Origin of the sequence: Rhodococcus opacus B4 (assembly GCF_000010805.1) — a bacterium.
In the GTDB taxonomy this organism is placed as follows: Bacteria; Actinomycetota; Actinomycetes; order Mycobacteriales; family Mycobacteriaceae; genus Rhodococcus_F; species Rhodococcus_F opacus_C.
On sequence record NC_012522.1, the window covers coordinates 2,692,752 to 2,715,907 of the forward strand.

The 23,156-nt window shown below is 66.9% G+C and carries 21 protein-coding genes; 4 read left to right on the plus strand and 17 right to left on the minus strand.

The window, feature by feature from the left end; genetic code table 11:
• Positions 1-9 precede the first annotated feature (9 nt).
• The 3 genes from ROP_RS12450 to ROP_RS12460 are packed head-to-tail and all read left to right on the plus strand — an operon-like array spanning position 10 to position 3,790.
• Positions 10-1,491, plus strand: coding sequence for a mannitol dehydrogenase family protein (locus ROP_RS12450; protein ID WP_012689709.1), 1,482 nt, complete (start codon positions 10-12; stop codon positions 1,489-1,491).
• Positions 1,488-2,411, plus strand: coding sequence for a carbohydrate kinase family protein (locus ROP_RS12455; RefSeq protein WP_012689710.1), 924 nt, complete (start codon positions 1,488-1,490; stop codon positions 2,409-2,411). The genes ROP_RS12450 and ROP_RS12455 overlap by 4 nt, the downstream gene beginning before the upstream one ends.
• The gene (locus ROP_RS12460) at positions 2,408-3,790 is read left to right on the plus strand and encodes an FGGY-family carbohydrate kinase (protein ID WP_012689711.1); all 1,383 of its coding nucleotides are present in this window, start codon (positions 2,408-2,410) and stop codon (positions 3,788-3,790) included. The genes ROP_RS12455 and ROP_RS12460 overlap by 4 nt, the downstream gene beginning before the upstream one ends.
• 53 nt (positions 3,791-3,843) lie before the next feature.
• Here ROP_RS12460 and ROP_RS12465 read toward each other — a convergent pair whose 3' ends face one another.
• Both ROP_RS12465 and ROP_RS12470 read right to left on the minus strand, forming a co-directional pair.
• Positions 3,844-4,851, minus strand: a complete 1,008-nt coding sequence (locus ROP_RS12465; protein ID WP_012689712.1) for an NADP-dependent oxidoreductase — start codon at positions 4,849-4,851, stop codon at positions 3,844-3,846.
• 26 nt (positions 4,852-4,877) lie between these two features.
• Entirely contained in the window at positions 4,878-5,264 is a 387-nt protein-coding gene (locus ROP_RS12470; protein WP_012689713.1) for a DUF1304 domain-containing protein, read from the minus strand.
• Between the two features lie 80 nt (positions 5,265-5,344).
• Here ROP_RS12470 and ROP_RS12475 point away from each other — a divergent pair, with 80 nt between their 5' ends.
• Positions 5,345-5,938 carry a TetR/AcrR family transcriptional regulator gene (locus tag ROP_RS12475; protein WP_012689714.1) on the plus strand — a complete coding sequence of 198 codons (594 nt, stop codon included), beginning with the start codon at positions 5,345-5,347 and terminating at the stop codon, positions 5,936-5,938.
• Between the two features lie 7 nt (positions 5,939-5,945).
• Here ROP_RS12475 and ROP_RS12480 read toward each other — a convergent pair whose 3' ends face one another.
• The 15 genes from ROP_RS12480 to ROP_RS12550 all read right to left on the minus strand — a co-directional run bounded on the left by ROP_RS12480 (position 5,946) and on the right by ROP_RS12550 (position 23,155).
• Positions 5,946-7,754 (minus strand): AMP-dependent synthetase/ligase, encoded by a 1,809-nt coding sequence (locus tag ROP_RS12480; RefSeq protein ID WP_012689715.1) that lies wholly within the window; start codon positions 7,752-7,754, stop codon positions 5,946-5,948.
• Between the two features lie 187 nt (positions 7,755-7,941).
• Positions 7,942-8,730, minus strand: coding sequence for a hypothetical protein (locus ROP_RS41100; protein ID WP_050785064.1), 789 nt, complete (start codon positions 8,728-8,730; stop codon positions 7,942-7,944).
• A complete protein-coding gene (locus ROP_RS40365; protein WP_012689717.1) occupies positions 8,727-9,410 on the minus strand; it encodes a hypothetical protein in 684 nt (227 codons plus the stop codon). The genes ROP_RS41100 and ROP_RS40365 overlap by 4 nt, the downstream gene beginning before the upstream one ends.
• A 33-nt stretch (positions 9,411-9,443) precedes the next feature.
• Entirely contained in the window at positions 9,444-10,001 is a 558-nt protein-coding gene (locus ROP_RS12495) for a hypothetical protein (RefSeq protein WP_012689718.1), read from the minus strand.
• Complete coding sequence (locus ROP_RS12500) at positions 9,998-10,684, minus strand: hypothetical protein (protein ID WP_012689719.1); 687 nt, start codon at positions 10,682-10,684, stop codon at positions 9,998-10,000. Before ROP_RS12500 ends, ROP_RS12495 begins: the two co-directional genes overlap by 4 nt.
• Positions 10,685-10,686: 2 nt before the next feature.
• Positions 10,687-12,120: an MCE family protein gene (locus ROP_RS12505; protein WP_012689720.1), complete on the minus strand. Its 1,434-nt coding sequence runs from the start codon at positions 12,118-12,120 to the stop codon at positions 10,687-10,689.
• The gene (locus ROP_RS12510; RefSeq protein WP_012689721.1) at positions 12,117-13,265 is read right to left on the minus strand and encodes an MCE family protein; all 1,149 of its coding nucleotides are present in this window, start codon (positions 13,263-13,265) and stop codon (positions 12,117-12,119) included. The genes ROP_RS12505 and ROP_RS12510 overlap by 4 nt, the downstream gene beginning before the upstream one ends.
• On the minus strand, positions 13,262-14,536 hold the full coding sequence (locus ROP_RS12515; RefSeq protein ID WP_012689722.1) for an MCE family protein: 1,275 nt from the start codon (positions 14,534-14,536) through the stop codon (positions 13,262-13,264). The genes ROP_RS12510 and ROP_RS12515 overlap by 4 nt, the downstream gene beginning before the upstream one ends.
• Before the next feature lie 3 nt (positions 14,537-14,539).
• The gene (locus ROP_RS12520; RefSeq protein ID WP_012689723.1) at positions 14,540-15,763 is read right to left on the minus strand and encodes an MCE family protein; all 1,224 of its coding nucleotides are present in this window, start codon (positions 15,761-15,763) and stop codon (positions 14,540-14,542) included.
• Positions 15,760-16,782, minus strand: coding sequence for an MCE family protein (locus ROP_RS12525; RefSeq protein WP_012689724.1), 1,023 nt, complete (start codon positions 16,780-16,782; stop codon positions 15,760-15,762). Before ROP_RS12525 ends, ROP_RS12520 begins: the two co-directional genes overlap by 4 nt.
• Complete coding sequence (locus tag ROP_RS12530; RefSeq protein WP_012689725.1) at positions 16,779-17,987, minus strand: MCE family protein; 1,209 nt, start codon at positions 17,985-17,987, stop codon at positions 16,779-16,781. Before ROP_RS12530 ends, ROP_RS12525 begins: the two co-directional genes overlap by 4 nt.
• 11 nt (positions 17,988-17,998) lie before the next feature.
• Positions 17,999-18,859: an MlaE family ABC transporter permease gene (locus ROP_RS12535; RefSeq protein ID WP_012689726.1), complete on the minus strand. Its 861-nt coding sequence runs from the start codon at positions 18,857-18,859 to the stop codon at positions 17,999-18,001.
• A 5-nt stretch (positions 18,860-18,864) separates the two neighbouring features.
• The gene (locus ROP_RS12540; protein WP_012689727.1) at positions 18,865-19,668 is read right to left on the minus strand and encodes an MlaE family ABC transporter permease; all 804 of its coding nucleotides are present in this window, start codon (positions 19,666-19,668) and stop codon (positions 18,865-18,867) included.
• Positions 19,669-19,778: 110 nt separating this feature from the next.
• Entirely contained in the window at positions 19,779-21,188 is a 1,410-nt protein-coding gene (locus ROP_RS12545; protein ID WP_012689728.1) for an aldehyde dehydrogenase family protein, read from the minus strand.
• Positions 21,185-23,155, minus strand: coding sequence for a flavin-containing monooxygenase (locus ROP_RS12550; protein ID WP_050785065.1), 1,971 nt, complete (start codon positions 23,153-23,155; stop codon positions 21,185-21,187). The genes ROP_RS12545 and ROP_RS12550 overlap by 4 nt, the downstream gene beginning before the upstream one ends.
• Position 23,156 lies beyond the last annotated feature (1 nt).

Genomic DNA, 23,156 nt, shown 5'->3' on the forward strand with positions numbered 1-23,156 from the left:
GAGAGACCGATGCAACTGAGCGCGCAGGCACTGCCGCAACTCGACGACACCGTCCAGGTGCCGAACTACGCCCGACGCGACATCACGGTGGGAATAGTGCATTTCGGTGTCGGCGGGTTCCACCGCGCGCATCAAGCGATGTACGTCGACCGGTTGCTGCGGCGCGGGGAGGCCCGCGAGTGGGGCATCTGCGGGGTCGGGGTCCTGCCCGGCGACCGGCGCATGAAGGACGTCCTCGACGCGCAGGACGGTCTGTACACGCTCGCCCTGCGCCACCCGGACGGCACCTGGGAGGTGAGCGTCATCGGTTCCATCGTCGACTACCTGTTCGCTCCCGACGACCCTGAGGCCGTAATCGAGAAGATCGCCGCCGAGTCCACGAAGATCGTCTCGCTGACGATCACGGAGGGCGGCTACAACTTCACCCACGACACGGGCGAATTCGATGCCGGGAACCCGGACGTCGTACACGATCTCACCGACGGCGCCGCTCCCCGGACCACGTTCGGACTCGTCGTCGAGGCACTGGCCCGGCGCCGCGCGCGCGGGCTGCCGTCGCCGACCATCATGTCCTGCGACAACATTCAGGGCAACGGCGACGTGGCGCGCCGGATGTTCCTGGCGTACGCCGAGTTGAAGGATCCCGACCTGGCGGCGTGGATGCGGGAGGAGACGTCGTTCCCCAACTCGATGGTCGACCGCATCACCCCCGTCACCACCCCCGAGGTGACGGAGGCGCTGTCTTCGCGGTTCGGCGTCGACGACCGGTGGCCCGTCGCGGCCGAGCCGTTCACGTCGTGGGTGCTCGAGGACGCTTTCCCGCTCGGCCGTCCCGCATTCGAGGACGTCGGCGTCCAGGTGGTCGACGACGTCGAACCGTACGAGCTGATGAAGCTGCGCCTGCTCAACGCGAGTCACCAGGGCCTCTGCTACTTCGGCTACCTGTCGGGGTACCGGCTCGTGCACGACGTCGCGCAGGATCCACTGTTCGCCGAATTCCTGCTGGCGTACATGGACGACGAGGCCACCCCCACCCTGGCGCCGGTGCCCGGGGTCGACCTCGACGAATACAAGCGCACGCTCATCGAACGCTTCTCCAATCCCGAGATCCGCGACACGGTGGCCCGGTTGTGCGCCGAATCGTCCGATCGCATCCCGAAGTGGCTGCTGCCGGTGATCCGCGAGAATCTGGTGGCGGACCGGCCCATTCGACTGTCTGCCGCGATCGTGGCGAGCTGGGCCCGGTATGCCGAAGGGGTCGACGAGGCGGGCGAACCCATCGACGTCGTCGACCAGTTGAAGGACTCCCTCGTGCCGATCGCGCGCAGTCAGCACGAGAACCGCACGGCGTTCATCGAGAACCAGTCGGTGTTCGGCGATCTCGCCGAGAACCCTCGCTTCGTCACCGCATACCTCTGGGCGCTCGACTCACTGCACGAAATCGGCGCTCGGAAAACCCTCGAGGCTCTGCGTGAGAAGGTGCAGTCATGAGTCTGATCATCGGTGAAGCCCTCATCGACATCGTCACGGCGGGCGACGGCATCACCACCGAGTACGTCGGCGGCAGCCCCCTCAACGTCGCGGTCGGGCTCGGCCGGCTCGGCCGCCGGGTCGAGTTCGTCACCCGGATCGGCGACGACACGCGAGGCGCTGCAATCGTCCGGCACCTCGAGCAGTCGGGGGTGAGCCTCGCGCCCGGCAGCGTCACGGCGCAGCGCACCGCGACGGCGCACGCCACCCTCGATTCCGCCGGATCCGCCACCTACGAGTTCGACATCGAGTGGGATCTCCCCTCCCCCAGCGGCGCGTCGGCCCCGCCGCTCGTCCACACGGGTTCCATTGCCGCCGTGATGGAACCCGGGTGCGACGTGGTGGCCGACATGCTCGCCCGGCGACGCTCCGCGGCGACCGTCAGCTACGACCCCAACGTGCGACCCGTGCTGATCAAAGACAAGGCACGCGCCCGGCAGCGGATCGAACACCTGGTCACGATCTCGGACATCGTCAAGGTCAGCGACGAGGACCTCCGCTGGTACGACCCCGACCGAGATCCCGTCGACATCGCCCGCGACTGGCTGTCCCGCGGACCGGCCGTGGTCGCGGTGACGAAGGGCGCCGAAGGTGCGTTCGCGGTCTGCGCCGCCGGACTCGTCGAGGTCGCGGCCCGGGCCGTGGAGGTCGTCGACACCGTCGGCGCGGGTGACGCGTTCATGGCCGGACTCCTCGACGGGTTCTGGTCGCACGGGTTCCTCGGTGCGGAGAGCCGGGCTGCGCTCCACAGGATCGAGCCGAGCGAGCTGCGGAACGTGCTCGACAACGCCGTGCTCACTTCGGGTCTCACAGTCGCGCGTCCCGGCGCCGACCTTCCCACCCGCGCAACGCTCGACCGCGCCGCGGGGGTCCGGCAATGACACTCGTCGCCGGAATCGACTCGTCGACGCAGGCGTGCAAGGTGATCGTCTGCGACGCCGCCACCGGCGAACTCGTCCGTGAGGGCCGGGCGTCGCACCCGGACGGCACCGAGGTCGACCCGCGGGCGTGGGTGACCGCCCTCGACGCCGCGATCGCCGCGGCCGGCGGTCTGGACGACGTCGCGGCGGTATCGGTCGGGGCGCAGCAGCACGGCATGGTGTGTCTCGACGACACCGGGTCCGTGGTGCGTCCCGCGTTGCTGTGGAACGACACTCGCTCGGCGGGCGCCGCCGCACAGTTGGTGGAGGACCTCGGCGGTCCGGACGCGTGGGCGGACGCCGTCGGTGTCGTGCCGCTCGCCGCGATTACCGTCAGCAAGCTGCGCTGGCTGGCCGATGCCGAACCGGCGAACGCCGATCGCACGTCGGCGGTGTGCCTGCCCCACGACTGGCTCGGCTGGCAACTCACCGGCGGATCCGATCTGGGCATTCTCGCCACCGACCGCGGCGACGCCAGCGGCACCGGATACTTCTCCGCCGCCACCGATTCGTACCGCCCCGACCTGCTGTCGCTGGCGCTGCGGGGACGCGCCCCCGCCGTGCCGCGCGTGGCCGGACCGGCCGAGCGGATCGGTGAGACCCGGTGGGGTGCCGCCGTCGGTCCCGGCACCGGCGACAATGCCGCTGCCGCACTGGCTCTCGACGCGCAGGAAGGCGACGTCGTCGTGTCCGTGGGAACGTCGGGGGTCGTGTCCGCGGTGTCCGCGACCCCCGCGAACGACCCGGGCGGGTTCGTCGCCGGCTTCGCCGACGCCACCGGACGTCAGCTGCCGCTCGTGTGCACGCTCAACGCCGCCCGCGTGCTCGACGCGACCGCCTCGCTGCTGGGCGTCGATCACGACGAGCTGTCGCGGCTGGCGTTGTCGGCGCCGTCCGGCAGCGGCGGACTGGTGATGGTGCCGTACTTCGAGGGCGAACGCACCCCCAACCGTCCCGACGCCACCGGCTCCGTTTCCGGTTTGCGACTGGCTAATTCGACGCCCGCCCACTTCGCCCGCGCGGCCGTCGAGGGGCTGCTGTGCGGCCTGGCCGACGGCATCGACCACCTGGTCGCCCAGGGCGTCACGGTGCGGCGCATCCTTCTCGTCGGCGGCGGCGCCCGCTCACAGGCACTGTGCGAACTCGCGCCCGCGATCTTCGGTGCCCCGGTCCTGGTCCCGCAGCCTGCGGAATACGTCGCGATCGGGGCGTGCCGTCAGGCGGCGTGGACACTGGCCGGGACCCCGGGGCCGCCGCAGTGGCCCCAGACGTCCACCCGGTGCTTCGAGGCCGACCCGGCACCCGAAGTCCGCGAGCGGTACGCCTCTGAGAGGCGCTGACGCGCCTGTGCGCCTTTGTGGTTGCTCCAGCGACCAGAAAGGCGCACGGGTGGCTACGCCACCTTCACCAGCATCTTCCCGACGTTCGCGCCGCGCATGAGCTGCAGGAACGCGTCGACCGAGTTCTCGATGCCGTCTACGACGGTCTCGTCGTGCACCACGTCGCCGGACGCGAGCCACGGTCCCATCTTGGCGGCGAACTCGGGGAACACGTGTGTGTAGTTGCCGAGCGTGAAGCCCTCGAGGGTGAGCCCCCGGCTGATGATGTTCACCAGGTTGTCGGGGCCCGGTGTGCGCTCGGTGGCGTTGTACGCCGCGATCGCGCCGCACAGTGCGGCCCGGCCACCAGGACGCATGACGTCGAGTGCGGCCTCGAGGTGGTCGCCACCGACGTTGTCGAAGTAGACGTCGATGCCGTCGCCGGCCAGTCCGCGCAGTTGCTCGCGCACGGGTGCCTGCTTGTAGTCGAATGCGGCGTCGTATCCGTAACGGTCGGTCAGCAGCGCGACCTTCTCCGCGGATCCGGCGGATCCGATGACGCGGGACGCGCCCTCGAGTCGCGCGATCTGCCCGGCGGCGGTCCCGACCGCACCCGCGGCTCCGGAGATGAACACGGAGTCGCCGGGCTTCAGGTGGGCGATGTGCACGAGTCCGACGTAGGCGGTGAGCCCGGTCAGGCCGAGAATCCCCAGGTAGGCCGAGATCGGGACTCCCGGAATCTCGTCGACGACCCGGAACGCCGAGGCGTCGCCCTGCGCGACGTCGCGCCACCCGAGGTCGTGCACGACGACCGAGCCGATCGGGTGGGTGGCGGCGGTGGATTCGACGACCCGACCGACGGCGCCGCCGGTCATCGTCTCGCCCAGCACGAACGGCGGGATGTACGACTTCACGTCGTTCATCCGGCCGCGCATGTAGGGGTCGACCGAGGTGAACTCGTTGGCCACGCGCACCTGATCGGGTCCGAGGTCGGGCAATTCGACGGTGACGGTGCGGAAATCGTCCTGGGTGGGCCAGCCCACCGGCCGGTTGATCAGCTGGATCTGGGTGCTGGAGGTCACGGGTGTTCCTTTCGATACTTCTGAGGTCACAGCGCCAGTCCGAGCGCGAGGAGGAGCACGGCGAGTAGCGGCAGCGTTCCCTGGGTGATCGCCGCGCGCGCCTTGTCGGGCGACGACAGCAGGAGCACGAGCGCCGCGAGCAGCATGGAGCCCGCGCCGGCGAAGATCAGGGCCGATCCGACCGCGGTCGCGCCGATGACGACGGCGACGATGCCGACCGCCGTCACGATCGCCAGGAAGAGGTTGTAAAAGCCCTGATTGAAGGCAAGCTCCCTGGTGGCGGCGGCTTCTTCGGGGCTGGTCCCGAACGTCGCGCGGGTGCGCGGAGCGGTCCAGAGGACGGATTCGAGCACGAAGATGTAGACGTGCAGCGCACTGGCGAGTGCGGCAAGAACAAGACCCGCGGCGACCATACGAAACTCCTCCTCGTTCTGAACTGACCATTTCAATATATACTGAAATGGTCGTTTCACAACCAGGAGTGAGGATCGTCATGCCGCGCACGCAGGACTTCGACACGGCCGAAGTAGTCGGCCGGGCCCGAGACATGTTCTGGGACAAGGGCTTCGAAGCCACGTCGATACCCGATCTCGAGCGGGTCACGGGTTTGAATCGGTCGAGCCTGTACAACGCATTCACCAGCAAACGCGGGCTCTTCGACGCCGCCGTCCACGACTACCTCGACCGGGTGGTGCGCCCCCGGCTCCGCATCCTCACCGACGAGCCGACCCGCCCCGACGCCGCCGCACGCTACTACCGCAGCCTCGCGGGCGCCCTCGCCGCCCTCCCCGACGACGCCCACGGCCGCGGATGCCTGCTCCTCAACAGTGCCGCCGGTTTCGCCGCACACGACGACGCGCAACGGTCCGTCGTCGAGGGCTACCAGCGCGAACTGTCCGGAGCCCTCGTCCACGCCCTCCGGGCCCACGACCCCGACGCCTCGACCGCCACCCTGCAGCACCGGGCCCGGCTCCTGACATCACTGTCCGTCAGCGCCCTCCTACTGTCGCGAGTCGACCGCGACGAGGCCGTCGCTGTCGCAAACGCGGCCGTCGAGCAGCTCGAGGAATGGCGGCCCGCCTCGTGAAGTGCCCTCAGCCGTACAGGCCCTCGATCACATCGGTGTACTTGCCCACGATCGACCGGCGCTTGAGCTTCATCGTCGGGGTGAGTTCCGCACCGTCCGGCAACCATTCTTCGTCGAGGAGTTCGTACCGTTTGATCTGCTCGACGCGGGACAGCTGACCGTTCGCATTCTCGACGGCCCTCGCCACCGCAGCCCGCACTCGGGGATCCTGCGCGACTGCGTGAGCCGACGGGTCGGGCAGTCCGTGTTCGGACGCGAATGCCGCTGCGGCGTCGGGGTCGAGCACGAGCAGTGCGACGTTGTAGGGTCGCCCGTCACCGACGCAGCACGCCTGCCCGATGAGCGGAGACGCACCCTTCAGCGTGCTTTCGATGTTGACGGGCGACATGTTCTTTCCTGCCGCATTGATGATCAGCTCCTTCTTGCGATCCACGATCCGGACGAAGCCGTCGTCGTCGATCGTCGCGATGTCGCCGGTGTGCAGCCAGCCGTCGTCGTCGATGGCCTCCGCGGTCTTGACCGGGTCCTTCCGGTATCCGCGCATGACATGCGCTCCGCGGAGCAGGAGTTCGCCGTCGTCGGCGGTGCGCGCCTCGGTCCCGGGCATCGCTTTGCCGACGCTGCCGAGCCGGATGTCGCCGGGGAGGTTGGTCATACCCAGGGCCCCGGTCTCGGACATGCCGAATCCCTCTGCCAACGGCAGCCCGATTGCCAGGAAGAACTCGTGGACGACGGCGGGAATAGGAGCGGCCCCGGTCATGAGGAGAACGACGTCGTCGAGGCCGAGTTGCGCACGCAGGGGCGCGAAAACGGCGGCATCCGCACCTGCGTAGGCGGCGGCGACGTCTTCGGGTACCGGCTCTCCGGACTGTTCGGCTCGGACCTTCTGCAGCCCGGCGTCGAGTGCGGTCTCGATCGCGGCGCGTTGTTCGGACGCACCTGCCTGGAATCGTGCGAGCAGCGCCGACCGCAGCTTCTCCCAGATGCGAGGAACCCCGAGGAACCAGGTGGGATGGGTCTCCGCTACCGCAGCGAACAGCTGCGCCGGGTTCTGCACGGTGGTAATGGTCCAGCCGGTGACCATCTGGAGGTAGTGCGAGAACACGCGGTCGGCCATGTGCGCGGTGGGCAGGTAGGAGATGCACTGTCCCTGAGCGGGAAACGGAAAGCGCTCGTGGCACGTTCGGAGAACGAACGTCAGATTGGCGTGCGTGAGCTCGACACCCTTGGGCGGGCCGGTGGTCCCGGAGGTGTAGATGAGGGTCGCGATGTCGTCGGGTTGGACGGCGCGCCAGGAAGCCTCGAAGTCGAAGCCGTCGGGACGTCCGGTCCGCAGGTCGTCGAGGGAGAGCACATCCGTGTCCACTGCTGCGGGGTCGATGACCACGATGTGTTCGAGATGCGGTGTCGCCGCCGCACGGATCCGATCGAGAAACGCTCGCTCGCAGATCATGACCCGATTCTCGGCGTGCCCGAGCAGGTATTCGATCTGGTCCGGCGCCGAGGTGTTGTAGATCGAGAACGGTATCGCGCCGAGGTGGAGTGCCGCGGTGTCGACGAGGTGGAACTCCGGCCGGTTTGTCATCATCAGGCCGACGGTGTCGCCACGCCCGACCCCGAGTCCCGCGAGGCCGCCTGCGATGGCCTCCACCGCGTCGGCGTATCCGCGGCGTGTCAGTGAGGTCGCGTCGCCGTGGGCGCGGAGTGCCGCCGATTCCGGGTTCTTCGTCACGGTGTATTGGAAAGCGGCGCAAAGGGTTGCCGCATCAACGCCGGGTGCGGTCGGCGATGCCGACGGTGCTGCTGAGGTCGTCATGATTCCTGACTATACAGTGTGTTCGTACTCTATGAATGGACAATTCGTCGGTAGCCGTGAGGTTCAGACCGGCGGCAGATGTCCGCGCAGCAGGAGCCACGCGATCGCGGTGACGAGATTCTGAACGGGGTCGACGAGATCGATGAGAACCATGGGAGTTCTTCCTTCAGCAGTGGGGGTCGATGGGTCAGAAGAGCGGATCGAAGCCGGAGATCAACCAGTTGCCGTCGACGTGGCTCAGCGTCACGCGGACGACATTCTGGGTCTGCGACGGTTCGGGGGTGTCGGCCATCGTGGTCGTCTGGTTCACGTACACGAGCACACGCGCGGTGTCGGTGGTCACCGACTCCACCGCGGCACCGACCGGCACCGCCTGCATCGTGACGCCCTTGTCCTTCGCGGTGGGACCGACGACGTCGCCGGCGAGCTGCCGATACGAGTTCAGGAGGTCACCGGTCAGCAGTGCCGACGCCCGGTCCAGATCCTCGTCCACCGTCTCGGGGGTGTACGACAGGAGCGCGGCGGCGCCGTCCGAGGCCAATTGGACCGTTGCCGCGCGGGCGTCCGAGATGCTCACGTCGTCCGCGCGCTGTATCCCGATCTGTACGGCGACGAGAGCACCGACCGCGACGACCGGCGCCACACACAGCGCCAGACGTTCCGCCCGGCTGATCGTTCCGTCCAACGCGCTCCCGAGGACTGTTCGCCCGGCGGTGAATCCGGCGCGCCGGCGACGGACCACACTGTTCCACCCGACGTACAGAACTGCGCCGCCGATCGCGACCACGGCGGCCGCGATACCCCAGGCCGCGAAGTTCGACACCGCCGCCAGCGCGAGACCGGCGACACCGACAACGAGTGCGGGGAGCACGTCGACCGCGACCGCAGCCACCCGCCTGCCGACGGAGCCCGCACCCTCGTTCGGGGAGCTGTCGACGTCGACGTCGTCGCGCTTCACATCCACTGCGGTGCTCATTGAACGAACCCCACGCTCGAGAGTTTGGGCTGGTCGTCGACCATGGTGACTCCTACTCGGATCTGGTACTGCTGAATCTGCGGTTCCGGAGCTGCGGCGGCCGGATCTGTGGTCGCGGGGGTGGTCTGCGCCGTCGCGGAGACGAGGACCGTCGTGGTCGAGTTCTCTCGTCCTTCGATTCCCGCTGCGAGTGTCCGGCCTGCGGTCCGGTTTCCGGCTTGCCGCATCGTGTCGATCGTTGCCGTCTTCCGTTGTTCGAATTCGCTGCGCCAGTCACCGGTCGAGTCCGCGAGCACTCGCTCGACGTAGGCCTCGGCGTTGTCGGTGTCGGTCGAGAGCAACCGTGCCACCGCTTCCCCGGTAAAGGCGAGGACTCGTGCATCGGCGTCGACGCTGCGCTGGGTCGCCAGGTGATCGAGGGTGGTCTGTACTGCCACCGCGCCGGCGCCGAGACAGGCTACGGCGGCCGCGGCGACCGCCACCCGATAGCGTGCCGTCGGCGGGGTCTCCGACAGCTCGCTCGAGCCGTCGTCGCCTCGTTCAGTCTCGGCTTCGTCCGCGGCCGCTCGGGCGGCTGCTGCGGCCGAATCCGCCGCCGCTCGGGCGCGCTGCACCTGTTCCCGCAGTTCTTCGAGGCCACCGGGGCATTCCGTGCGTCGCTTTCGCCGTCCGAACACCATGTCTGCTCGACTCCTTCTCATGATCTACTGCCTTCACAGGGGCTCGAGGTCGGAGATCGACCAGGATTGGCCGGTTCGTTCGGCGCGTACTCGCACGCTGCTCGACAGTTCCTCGGGTTGGGGTGTCGCGCCACTCGTCACCGTGCCGTGCAGAAACACCAGCACGGTGGCGGTGTCGGCTTCTGCCGTGACCAGCGACGTACCGGTCACGACCCACTGCGCGCCGATCGTGTCCTGCTTGGCTCGGGGCACCACGTCGCTGGCGCCGAGGTCGCTGAACTCGGTCAGAAAATCCCCGGTGAGATGGGATTTCGCCGCTTCCACGTCGGTCTCGACGGTGTCGGGTGAGTAGCTGAGGATCGAGGCGGTCAGCTCTCCGATCTCCTCGGCGGCACCGGTCCGCACCTGTTCGAGGCTGCGGTCCTGAGCGCCGATCGAGAACTGCATGATCGCGCTGTAGCCCAGGAGTATCAGCGTGACCGCCGCCGGGACGATCAGTGCCCGCAACGAGCGCCATCGCCGCGTCGGCTCGGCGGGTCCGGTGTCGTCGTTCGTGTCGGTGACGCATTCGAGTGTCTGGTTCACGGTCATGGCACTACCTCGATCTTCGCGAGTTTGTAGAGATCCCCGTCCTTGCCGACCTGCACGCGTAGTCGCCAGGTTCGGGGTTCGTCCTTGGCTCCCGCGGCGTTGGACACCTTGGTCACGGCAGCGACCATCACCGAGGTCGTGCCGTCGTCGTTGGCGCGCTCGACTCCCGCTCCGAGGATTTCGCCGGTCGATTCGGTCTTCGACTGCGCGATGGTGTCGATGAACTCGGTTTTCGTGCTTTCGAATTCGGTCTTCCACTCCCCCGTGGCACCGTCGAGAATGCGTTGCGCGCTCCCCGCCGGGTCGGCAGCGCTCGGGGTGATGAGGTTGATCACCACCTGCCGGGTTCCTTGGAGAAGCTCGAGGTCGTGGTCGGCGGCGGCTTGACGGGCGGCATGGGAGTGGGACAGCCCGAAGGACGTCGGCGTGAGGGCGACCACGGCAACGGCCGAGACGACGGCACCGGCGAGGACACGCCGTGGACGCTTCCGGGCCCGCCGGACGGAGACCTCGGCTTCCCCTGAATCGTCGTCCGCGGCGTGGGACTCATCCTCGGCCAGCGCCCGGGCGAGCGCCGCCTCGGCCTCGCGCGCCGCCTTTTCCGCTTCGGCGGCGGCTCGAGAGGCGTGAGCCGCGGCATCTGCCGCGGTGGCTGCGGGTCGGGAAGTTGCGCGTCGCACCATGATCAGCGTCCTTGGGTCAGCAGATTTTCGAGAGTGGGCACCCCGCCCGGTGCCAGGTTGGACTGGCGGTAGACCTGTCCGTCGGCGCCCCGGTACTCACCGGTGGAGGGGTTGTAACCCGCAGTTCCCACCGACGCCGGCGCGGCGGCAGGTTGCGGGACACCGATCGCGTCGAATGCGGCGTTGCCCTCCGCCGCGAGCGGGTTGTCTGTGGTCGGGGTGGGATTGCCCACCCAGGGGTTGGTGCCCTTCGGCACGTATTCTTCATCGCTCTTACAGATTTCGACGGTGGGTGCCCGTTTGCCCGGCTTGTCCATGCACGGCATGTTCCGGGCACCGCGCGAAGCGACGTCGGCGTCCTGAGGAACGGCGCAGTAGATCGGGTCGGACGTCCGGACCGGCGAGTCGACCGCCGAACCGTCGCGCCGCTCGGACGCCGGGAGGAATCCTGTGGTGCAGGGTGGGGAGGTGTTGAGGTTGAGGTTGAAGTCCATCAACGCCGCACCCGTCGAGTCCTCGTTCGGGACGGTCATCGTCTTCATCAGGCCGACGCTCGGGGGCACCAGCACCAAAGCCTGCTCGAGAGACCGGTTGTAGGTGACTGCGACCTGGCCGAGGCGGGTGAGATTGGCCAGCAGGATCGGCGTCGTCGGGCGCAGTCGCCGGAACAGTTCCGTCAGCTCAGTCGACGCCGCCGGTGCGGTCTGGAAGATGCTGCGCACCTGCGCGTCACGTCCGGCCGCCTGCGCGCTGACCTCGCGCAGGTGTCGTACCCATTCCTGCAGGGCCGGACCGCTGTCCACCTGGGATCGGAGGAACGGTGCTGCGTCTTCGATGAGGCGGGAGGTGGGATCGGCGGTGTCGGCGGCGGTGGCCGCCACCGCGCTCGACGATTCGAGCAGTCGTTGAATGTCTTCGCCGGTTCCGTTGAAGGCGTTGTAGCTTTCGTCGATGAGGGTGGCGAGCTTGTCCTCGGGGATGGCCTCGAGACCCTTGTTGACGGTGTCGAACATCGGGGCGATGTCCTGCGGAACCGATGTCCGGTCGACGGGGATGACATCGCCGTCCTGCAGGTACGGGCCGTCGATCCCGGACGGGACAAGATCGACGTACTGCTCGCCGATCGCCGATCGGCTGTGCACCTCGGCGCGGGCGTCGGCGGGAATCTTCGTGGAACTGTCGACTCGCAGGGTGGCCCGGGCGCCCGAGGCCGTCGGTACGACATCGGTGACCGTACCGATCGTGGCACCGCGGTAGGTGACGTTGGCGGTGCCGTAGAGGCCACCGCTCGTGGGCAGGTCGACGGTGAGTGTGTACTGGCCGATTCCGGCGAGCGCGGGAAGGCGCATGTAGTGCAGACCCATCACCGTCAGCGCCACCACCGTGAGGATGCTGAAGATGGTCAACTGGATGCGGACGAAACGCGTGAGTATCACTGTCCACCTCGGATCACGACCGACTCGAGCGGAGCGGTCAACGGGTTCTTGTCCGCGGTCGGCATCCGGCCGACGGTGCGGCCCAGGGCGGTTTCCGCGTTGTAGAGGGTGCCGGCGAGCGGCGTGCCCTGGAGGAAGTTCGCATCGATGCGGCCCAGAGTGAGGTCGAGGGTGGCGGAGAGATTGCCCGCGTCGCCCTGAATGTATTTCGGGAGACCGGCCAGCGGCCACGGAAAGGTGGGAAGCATGCCCAGTGAACCGGCGAGGCCCGGTCCGGCGTTCGCCAACTCGCGCAGGGTCGGCGCGAGATCCCGCAGGTTCTGCTGAATGTCCTCCGAGCCGGCTGTCACCGTTCGGTTGGCGACGTCGGCGAAATTGCCGACCGATGTCACGGACCCGGTCAAGTTGTCCTTCTGCCGGTTGAGGGTCTCGATGGCCGGAGGTATCCGTTCGAGAGCGCTCTCGAGGGTCTGCGTCTGCTCGTTCGCGGTGAGCGCGAGCCGATCGAGTCCCTCCAGCGCCGTCAGGATGTCGTCCTTCTGGGTGTTGAGTGCGCTGGTGAACGTGTCGAGTTGAGTCAGGAAGGTGCGCACGTCCGATTCGCGGCCGCCGAGGGCGGCGTTGAGCTGGGTGTCGATCTCCTGCAGCTGGCCGAGACCGCCACCGTTGAGTACCACCGACACGGCCGCCAGGGTCTGTTCGGTGGTGGGGTATTGATCCGCATGATCGAGCGGGATGGTGTCGCCGTCCCCGAGGGAGCCGCTCGGGGCCTCGTCGAGCGGCTCGGCGAGCTCGACGTGGAGCGAGCCGAGCAGGCTGGTCTGCCCGATCTTCGCGGTGGCGTTCTTCGGCAGGGCGACACCGCCGTCGAGCCGCACGGTGACCAGGGCGTGCCAGTCCTGCAATTGCACGTCGGTGACGTTCCCGACGGTCACGTCGTGTACCCGGACGCGGCTGTTGCGCTGGATCGACGTGACGTTCGGCATCTGGATGGTCACGGTGTACGAGCCCTCTCCCGATCCCTCGGTTCCGGGGAGCGGCAGTGAGTTCGCGCCTTCCCAGCCGCAGCTGGTGAGCAGTGCCGCGGACAGCCCGGTCAACGCGAGACCGATCGACCGTCGTAGGGGTTTGTGCCGGAACATCATCGGCCTCCACTCGTCGTCGGTGTGGCCAGCCCGAGCAGGCCCGGGATGCCGCCGCGGGCGTCGATCGTGCGCACCGGTGCCGTCGGCACTGTGCCGCGCAGCGAGTCCTGGCTGTAGTCGATCTGGTCGGGGCGCACCTGGACGCTGGTGATCGGGTTGGCGCCTGCAGGGGGGTAGTTCATCTGAATCAGGTTGAGCACCGGGGCGAGATGCTGGACGCAGAGTTTCGCCGATTCTGCAGCCCCCTTCTGGCTCGCGGCCTGAATTGCGCCGCAGATGAATTGGATGGGGTTCTGCATCTGCGTCACCGCCAGCGCACCGGTCATCGAGCCCTGCGCCGGCTGGTAGATGTTGTAGAAGTTCTGCAATGTGTTCGGCAGGACGTGGAGAAGCTGCTCGATGTCGGGACGTGATTCGTTCAGCATCGTCGTCACCGCGGCAAGGTCGTCGACGGACTTGCCGAGACCTTCCCGGTTGTCGCCGATGAACTGACCGATGCGGTGAACGAGGGCGTCCACGCTGTCGAGTGAAGTCGCGAGCTCCTGGTCGGAGTTGGTGAGGACGCCGGAAACCGACGCCAGATTGTGATTGAGCTGGACGATCTGCTGGTCGCTCGCGGCGAGCGCGGAGACGAACACCTGCAGATTGCGCACTGTGGCGAACACGTCGTCCCGCCCGTCGGACAGTGTCGACATCGCCTCGGACAGCTTGGTCAGGGTGGTGTGGATGTCGGTTCCCTTGCCGCTGAGTGAATCCGCGGCATCGTTGACGAATTGGCCGAGCGGGCCGTTGGCGCTCTGCTCGGTGGGGCCGAGTGACTCGGAGAGGTGCTGGAGCTGGGCGCGGAAGTCGTCCCACTCGATCGGCACCGCGGTGCGTTCGAGGGGAATCTCGTCCCGATCGGCGAGCGCGGGCCCTCCGGTGTAGGCGGGGGTCAGCTGGATCGCCCGTGAGGTGACGAGGCTCGGTGAGAGGATTGCAGCCTTGGCATCCTGGGGAACCTGATACTGCGAGTCATAATGGAAGGTGACCTTCATCCGTTCACCGTCGGGCTCGATCTCGTCGATCTTTCCGACGTCGACGCCGAGGATCTTCACCTGGTCGCCGACGTAGATTCCGTTGGTGTTCGCGAAGTACGCCGTCACCGTCGTCGTGGAACTCGTGCGGTAGAGACTCCACCCGGTGGCAGCGACGACGGCGACGGCCACCACGACGAGCGCGGCGATCCAGACGCGGCGTGAGCGTCGGAGTGCGTTCAACATGGTCGACATTTCCTATCCACCCAATCCGGGCAGTGGGGGCAGGCCGGGAATCGAGATCTGCGGCAACGCCGGCAGGGCGGGTGCCGCGGGGGCCTGCGTCGAGTTCGCGACCGGTAGCTCACCGGGCTGCACGGGGCAGTTGCTCGGGTTCGGCAATGGGGTCGTGCTCCCGGGGGGAACGGCGCCCGGTGCGCTGTTGTCGCCACAGGTCACCGGGAAGGTGTTCTGCCCGTTCAGGGTGCCGGGGCCTATGCCCTGCTCCGCGAACGCGGCGTCGATGAACGGCTGCAGGTACTGGCCCGGCAGCAAATTCATGATGTAGGCCTTGAAGAACGGACCGGAGGCCACGGACTCACCGAGGGACGTCGCATACTGCGACAACGGCTTCAGTGACGCCGCGAGATTGTCCTTCTGCTGGTTCAGCAGGCTGGTCGTCGTGTTCAGCTGGTCGAGCACCGGCCGCAGTTGTGCTTCGTTGTCGTCGACGAGACCATTCACCTGCGCCGTCACCGCCGTGACATTGCCGAGCAAAGTGTCGATTGCGTGGCGGCGCTGCTCGAGCGAAGCGAACAGGGTGTTGCCGTCGACAAGCAGCCTGTCGATCTGATTGCTCCTCTCGGACAGCACACCCGTGACCGATTCGGCGTTGCGGGACAGATCCTGAATCAGTTGGTCCCGGGAGCTCACCGTGTCCGAGAAGCGGGACATTCCGTCCAGTGCCGCGCTGAGGTTCGGTTGAGTCTGATCGAGCGTGTCGCCCAGCGTCTGCAGGGCGCCGGTCAGTTTGTCGGTGTCGAGTCCACTGATCGTCGTGGTGAGGTCGCCGAGCGCGTCCGTGAGCAGGTACGGCGTGGTGGTCTGGGCGAGCGGGATGACGTCGTCCGTGGCGAGGAGGTCGTCGCCGCCGCGCGGTGTGACCTGGAGGTACTTGTTCCCGAGCACCGTCCGCGTCTTGATCGACAGTTCCGTCTTGCTGCCGAGGCGGACTCCGTCCGCCGTGAACTCGATGAGGACCTTGTCCCCGTCGAGTTCGACGGAGTGGACCTTGCCGACCTCGACGCCGGCGATCATGACCTTGTCGCCGCTGAGCAGGCCGCCGGTGTCACCGAAGTACGCCGAATAGCGGGAGGACGTGGTCAGGTACTGCAACTTCTCGAAGTTCATGGAGGTGAGCACGACGATGAGGGTGATCGCAATACCGATCAGGCCCATTCGTGCGGTCTTGGAGCGAATCATTTTGGAGTGCACCTCCCGGCCCGCTGGCCGACGATCGGTATGTACACGGGATCTCCGTTCGGACCGTTCACCTTCAGCTGCACATCGCAGAGGTAGAACGTGAAGAAGTCGCCGAACAGGCCGAGCCTCGACAGTTTGTTGTAGGCCGCGGGAAGGGAATTGAACGCCCAGTTGATGTAGTCCTGGTCGGCGACCACCTGGTCGGACAGCCGGCCGGCCTGGGTGATGTCTTCCTTGATGTCCGGACGCGTCGATTCGAGGAGCGCGGCCATCGAACTCGACGCGTCGTCGATGTGGACGAGGGCGTCGCCCAGGGGGTCCGACTGCTCCCCCAGCCGGGAGACGAGTTGCTGGAGTTGATCAATGCCCTGGTTGAACTCGGCGTTCCGTCGGTCGACGGTGCCGAGCAGGGTGTTGAGGTTGCCGATCACGGCACCGATCAGCTGGTCGCGGTCGGCGAGGACCGACGTCAGCTGTCCGGCTTGCTGCAGGAAGTGGTCGATGGTGCCGCCCTGTCCCTGAAAGACGTCGACGAGGGAGCCGGACAACGCGTTGACCTGTTCGGGGTCGAGCGCCTTGAACAGTGGCCGGAATCCGTTGATCAGCGCGTCGAGATCCAGTGCCGGGACCGTGCGTTCGACGGGGATGGTGTCGCCTTCGCCCAGCGGTGTGAGCGGGCCGGACCCTTCGACGAGTTCGAGGTAGTGATCACCGATGAGGTTGCTGAACTTCACCGCCGCACGGGTCGATTCGGTGAGGGGCACGTTCTTCGTCAGCGTGAAGGTCACCATCGCCGTGGAGTCCTCCCGCACGTCGACCGATGTCACCTTGCCGACCTCGACGCCCGCAACCCGGACGAATTCGTTGTCCCGGAGCCCGGACACGTCGTCGAACACGGCGCTGTACTGTCTTTCGCTGCCGAAGCGGAACTGACCGAAGACGATGACGACCGCTGCGGTGAAGAGCACCATCACGATGGAGAAGATCGCGAGTTTCGTTGCGGTTGCTGAAATCTTCATCGCGGGGCCACCCCTCCCACGGCCGTGCCGAAGAGGTACTCCACGAAGCTCGGCGATCCCGCGCGGGGCGCGGTCGCGTTCGCGATGTTCGCGCCGCCGTCGACCACCAGGTGCGGGGTCGGGAACATGTCCTTGGTGATCTCCGGATAGCAGCCGGGAGCGCCACCGGGGCCGCCCCGCCCCTGGACGATCGGAAGATTCTCGGGATACGTGTAGTTGTCGTCACCGGGCATGATTCCCGCATCCAGTTCGAGTGAGTAACCGGTATTTCCGGCACCGAAGCGCTGCTCGGCCTCCGCGGTCGTTGCGGCCTGCTGGAAGAGGCAGGCGTACTCGGGGCTGTATTCGGCCAGCAGCGCCGTCGTGGGTACGAACAGTCTCATGGTGTCGAGGAAGTTCTTTTCGTTCTCGGATGCGATACCGAATCCCTCGTCGCCCATCGTCCGGAAGGCCTGGAGGGTGGACTCGAGCGGCTTCTCCTCGGCTACCAGGGTGTCCGAGGTGACGCTGGCGTTGCCGAGCAATGCCATGAAGTCGGGCACCGCCTGTGTGTAGGTATCTGCCGTGATGGCGGTGTCGCGCCAGTCGTTCGCGAGGGTGGGCAGGGTCGGATTGACCGCTGCCAGGAAGGTGTTGGCGTCGGTGAACGTAGTGCCGAGTTGATCACCGCGGCCGCGCAGACCGGTAGCGACCGCGCCGAGTGTCGCGTTCAGCTTTGCCGCGTCGACGTGCTCGGTGACAGACGTCAAATTCTCGAACACCGTGTTGATCTCGGTCGTGACGTTGCGTGAACGCACTTTGTGTCCTGCCGCGAGCGGCTCGCCCGACGATCCGTCCGGAACCTCGAGGGCCACGTATTTCGACCCGAACGCGGTGGTGGCTTTGATCTCCGCGACCGTATCGGCGGTGAGGAGGCCGAACCACTGCTCGTCGATGTCGAGTTGCAGGCTCGCGCCGTCGGCCACGTGGTCGATGTCACGGACCTTGCCGATCTGGACTCCGTTCAGCTGCACCTTGGCTCCCTGATCCATCACGAGGCCGGATCGGTCCGACACGACGGTCAGGGGAACCGTGCTGGTGAACGCGCCTTTGAAGGACAGCAGGCAGCCGAACAGAATCGCCGCGAGTCCGAGGACGAGCGCTGCGCCCTTCGTTTTCAGCGGCGGCGGGTGATAGTGCGACTTGGCACTTCTTCTCGAGATCATGATCCTTACCCCTAGCCCGCAAGATTGAAGTTGCCGGACGCTCCGTAGATCGCCAGGGATGCAATGAGGGTCACCGAGACGACCGCGATCAGCGACGTCCGGACCGCACGTCCCACCGCTTCTCCCACACCGGCGGGTCCACCGCGTGCGTGGTAGCCGTAGTAGCAGTGGATGAGCATCACGACCAGCGCCATGACCACCGCTTGCAGGAAGGACCAGAACAGGTCGGTGGGCCGCAGGAAGGTGGTGAAGTAGTGGTCGTACACACCGGAGGACTGCCCGTACACGTATGTGGTGGTGAACTGGGAGGCGACGAATGACATGATCACGGCCATCGAGTAGAGCGGGACGATCGAGATCATGCCGGCGATCAGACGCGTCGACACGAGATAGGACATGGAGCGGATGCCCATGACTTCGAGGGCGTCGATCTCCTCGCTGATGCGCATGGCGCCCAACTGGGCGGTGGCGCCCGCGCCGATCGTGGCGGCGAGAGCGATGCCCGAGATCACCGGGGCGACGATGCGGACGTTGATAAACGCCGCGAAGAATCCGGTCAGAGCCTCGACACCGATGTTGCCGAGCGAGCTGAATCCCTGGATCGCGAGAAGTGTTCCGCCGGAGAGTGTCATGAATCCGACGATGACGACGGTACCGCCGATGATCGCCATCGCGCCCGAGCCCATACCGATCTCGGCGATCAGTCGCACGGTCTCCTTCTTGTAGCTGGAGATTGCGTGCGGGGCGAGCCGGATGGTCTTGCCGAAGAAGTCTGCTTGATGCCCGATCGCTTTGAGGATGCGGACCGGGACCCCGGCCGCATCAGCCAGTTTCGGGTGCCGGCTTCCGGCAACGGTCTTGTGCACTGCCATGGTGGTCAGGCTCCTGTTCCGAATTTGACGCCGATAGCGGTGACCACGACGTTGACCGCGAACAACGCCATGAAGGCGTAGACGACGGTCTCGTTCACCGCGTCGCCGACACTCTTCGGGCCGCCCTTCACGGTGAGCCCGCGGTGACATGCCACCAGGCCGGCGATCAGTCCGAACAGTGTGGCCTTGACTTCCGAGATGATCACCTCCGGCAGCCCGGTCACGAACGTCAGCGAAGACACATATGCACCGGGGGTGACGTTCTGAATGTAGACGGAGAACAGGAACCCGCCGGTGAGCCCGATCGTGATGACGAGGCCGTTGAGCAGGACCGCCACGAACATCGACGCCAGCACGCGTGGCACGACGAGTCGTTGGATCGGGTCGATTCCGAGCACCCGGATTGCGTCGATCTCCTCCCGGATGGTGCGGGCACCCAGATCGGCGCAGATCGCCGTGGCACCCGCTCCCGCCACGATGAGCACGGTGACCAGTGGGCCGATCTGTGTGACCGCGCCGAGTCCGGCACCGGCGCCGGACAGGTCGGCCGCGCCGAACTCCACGAGCAGGATGTTGAGGGTGAACACCACGAGCACGGTGAACGGCAATGCGACCAGGAGCGTCGGCAGCAGCGCGACACGCACGATGAACCACGACTGCAGGACCAGTTCGCGCCACTGGAAGGGACGCTTCGCCATGGCCCGGAACGTCTCGCCGCACAACTCGAAGAAGCCTCCGACGGCGCGCAGCCCCGTGCCGACGCCGGACGCAATTTTCGCGGTCGCGGACTCGCGCACAGGCACACTCATGACACGCCCTTCTCTGGATGCGGAGCTGTGCAGGCACAGCGGGATACTCGAGATGACAACGCTCTGGTTCCTTTACTGCGAAGAGGGGCCGGGCGATTCGGCGCCGGCAGCTATCCCATGAGGCGGCGGAGCAGCCGGGTTGCGAAGGCTCCGTAGGGCGGGTAGGCGAACGACGGATCCGGATTCGTCGGCTTGCGCAACACGGCCTTTCGATGGCTGAAGGTCGCGAACCCGTGCTCGCCGTGGTAGTCGCCGGTCCCGGAGGCACCGACGCCGCCGAACGGGAGGTCGGGGACGAGTAGCTGGTAGAGGAGGTGATTGACACCGACCGAGCCCGAGGAGGTGTTGCCCAGGACGGTCTGCACGGTGTCGTCGTTCTCTGTGAACAGATACAGCGCGAGAGGCTTCGGCCGGCTGTTCACCATCTCGACGGCGTCGTCGACGGACGTCACCGTCACCACCGGCAGAATCGGCCCGAAGATCTCCTCGGTCATGAGCGGCGAGTCGAGATCGGGGTCGGTGACGACCGTGGCGCCGAATCGGAGGGTGCCGCGGTCGCGTTGCCCACCGGTCGTGTCGCCGCCGTGTCCGTCCAGGAGTGCGGCGAGGCGATCGAAGTGGTTCTCATTGACGATCCGGGTGGGTTCCGCTCGCCAGGCGTTGTCGAGCTCCCTCAGGAGCCGTTCGACGAACGCCGACCGCACCGAGTCCTCGACGAGAACGTAATCGGGTGCGATGCAGGCCTGTCCGCTGTTGACGCATTTCGCCCACGCGATCCGCCGCGCCGCGACATCGAGGTCGGCGTCGGCCGCCACGATCACCGGGCTCTTGCCGCCGAGTTCGAGCGTCACGGGGGTGAGGTGCTCGGCGGCCGCGGTCGCGACCAGGCGGCTGACACGCGCTGATCCGGTGAAGAACACATGGTCGAACTTCTCCTTCAGGAGCGCGGTGCTCATCTCGGCGCCTCCGTTGGCGACGACGACCGCGGACGGGTCGAGGTACTTCGGTAGCAACTCGGCCAGCACCTGCGCGGTGCGCGGGGCCAACTCCGACGGCTTGACGAGCACGACGTTGCCTGCCGCCAGGGCGCTCACGAGGGGTTGGAGGGTGAGCAGGAGAGGGAAGTTCCAGGCACCGATCACCAGGACCACGCCCTTCGGTTCCGCCACGGTCCATGCCTTTCCCGGCTGCTGCGTCACGGGCAGCGCTGCACGCTGCGGCCGTGACCACCGCTCCAGGTTCTTCAGTGTGTGCCGGATCTCGGCGCGGACCGGGGCGAGGTCACCCATGAAGGTCTCGATCGCCGAGCGTCCCAGATCCTGTTCGACCGCGGCGGCGAGATGCGTCTCCCGCTCGGACAACAGCCGGGAGAGCCCCTCGAGCTGGGCGCGACGCCAGGTGAGCGAGCGGGTGCGTCCGCTGCGGAATGTCTTGCGCAGCATAGCGACCTGCGCCGAGGCATCCATGGTGGCGGCGATCGGTGCCGGTGCAGGGGCGGCCTTGCGAGTTGCGGTGCTCATGCGAAGCTTCCATCCGTCCGGGCTGCCGGTGACAGCGCTGATTCCACGTCGAAGTCGTCCATGTTCGGCTGGTGCGTGCGGCGCCAGTACTCGATGTACTGCCAGGGACTGTTGGTCACCACACGTCCCCGGCTGTTGCGGTAGTAGGTGGTCATGCCGGGATGGGTCCAGATGGTGCGCGAGAGTGCCTCTCCGAGTTCGTCGTCGTACATGTCGAAGGTGTCCTGCCGGACTTCGACACTCGCGAGGCCCTCGTCGATCATCTCGGCGAGGACACGTGTGACGTACTGGACCTGGATCTCGGTGCCCGCGACGACGGTGCCGCCGTGGCCGGTGTTGGTGTTCGGACCGTAGAGGCAGAAGAAGTTGGGGAATCCGGGAACGGTGATGCCGAGATAGGCGCGGCCGTCGTCGTGTCCCCAGTAGTCACGCAGCGATTGTCCGCCCCGACCGCGGATGTCGACCGAACCGAGGACTTGGACGGCGTCGAATCCGGTTGCCAGAACGATGATGTCGGCATCGTGTTCGACACCGTCCGCGGTGCGCACGCCGCGGGGGGTGACTTTCTCGATGTTCTCGGTCACCAGGTCGACGTCGTCGCGGCGGATCGTGCGGAACCAGCCGTTGTCGATGAGCAGACGCTTGCCGTAGGGCGGGTAGGACGGCAGGCTCTTCTCGAGAAGGTCGGGTCGACCGTCGAGTTCGCTCTCGATGTGCGCGGTGAGGATCTTGCGGAGTTTGTCGTTGCTGCGGTTGATCGCGCGGTCGGCGTGCGGGTACTCGGGATCGATCTGCAGGAGCCCGTGCAGTTTGTCCCCCATCCGCCAGAACAGCCGGAGGCGGTACCAGCCCTGGTAGTTCGGAACATGGCGGTTCAGGAACGCGATGCCCTCGGGGATGTCCCGGCGGTAGTTGGGGTGCGGCATGGCCCATTGCGGGGAACGCTGGAAAACGCGCACGTTGCTCGCGACTCCGGCGGCGGCAGGGACGAACTGCATGGCGCTCGCCCCGGTGCCGATCACCGCGACGCGCTTACCGGTGATGTCGATGTCGCGGTCCCAGCGCGCGGTGTGCAGGCAGGGCCCGTCGAAGGTGTCGAGTCCGCGGATGGCGGGGGTGCTGGGGCGGTTCAGCAGGCCCACCGCGCTGACGAGGATACCGGCGTCGAGTTCGTCCTCGAGTCCGTCCGCGCCGCGCGTCACGATCTTCCAGAGCGCTTGGTCCTCGTCGTAGTCGGCCGACACCGCTTCGGTCGAGAACAGGATGTTCCGGCGGATGTTCCACCGGTCCGCGAGCGAACGCCAGTACTCGGCGAGTTCGTCGCGGCCCGCGAAGTACCGGGTCCAGTCCGGGTTCAGTGCGAACGACAGGGAGTACAGGTTGCTCGGGGTGTCCACACCGCAACCGGGGTAGACGTTTTCGTGCCATGTGCCGCCGACGTCGTCATTCTTCTCGATGATGACGTACGGGATGTTCGCCTGTTCGAGTCGGATGGCGAGGCACAGCCCCGACAGTCCGGCGCCGATGATGGCGACTCGCAGTGGAACCTCACCCTCCAAGGCCGCCGCGGGAGCCGAGGCTCGGGGGTAGATTCCGAGCTCCTCGCCGAGGAGTTCGCCGTAGTCGTGAGGCAACTGTTCGCCCAGCGACACGCTGAGGAGCTGGACGAGCCGGGTGGGGTCGGGTTCCGGCGCGGGTGGGAGTTCACCGTCGCGGTACCGGCGCAGAACCTCGAAGGCTTCCAGACGAATTCGATTTTGGACGTCCTCGGCGAATCCGCCGGAGTCGTGGTCGCCGAGGTCCATGGGCGGTGTCGGGACGAACGGCTCGTCGATCCAGCGGTCCTCGCCGGTCAGGTGCGCCAGGGCCGCGAGCAGGGTGGGCAGATTCGCCACCGCCAGTGCGTCGCGGAGATCTTGGTCAGTGAAGAAATCGGGCGCCGGTCCCGACGTCGTGGTCTGCTGCATA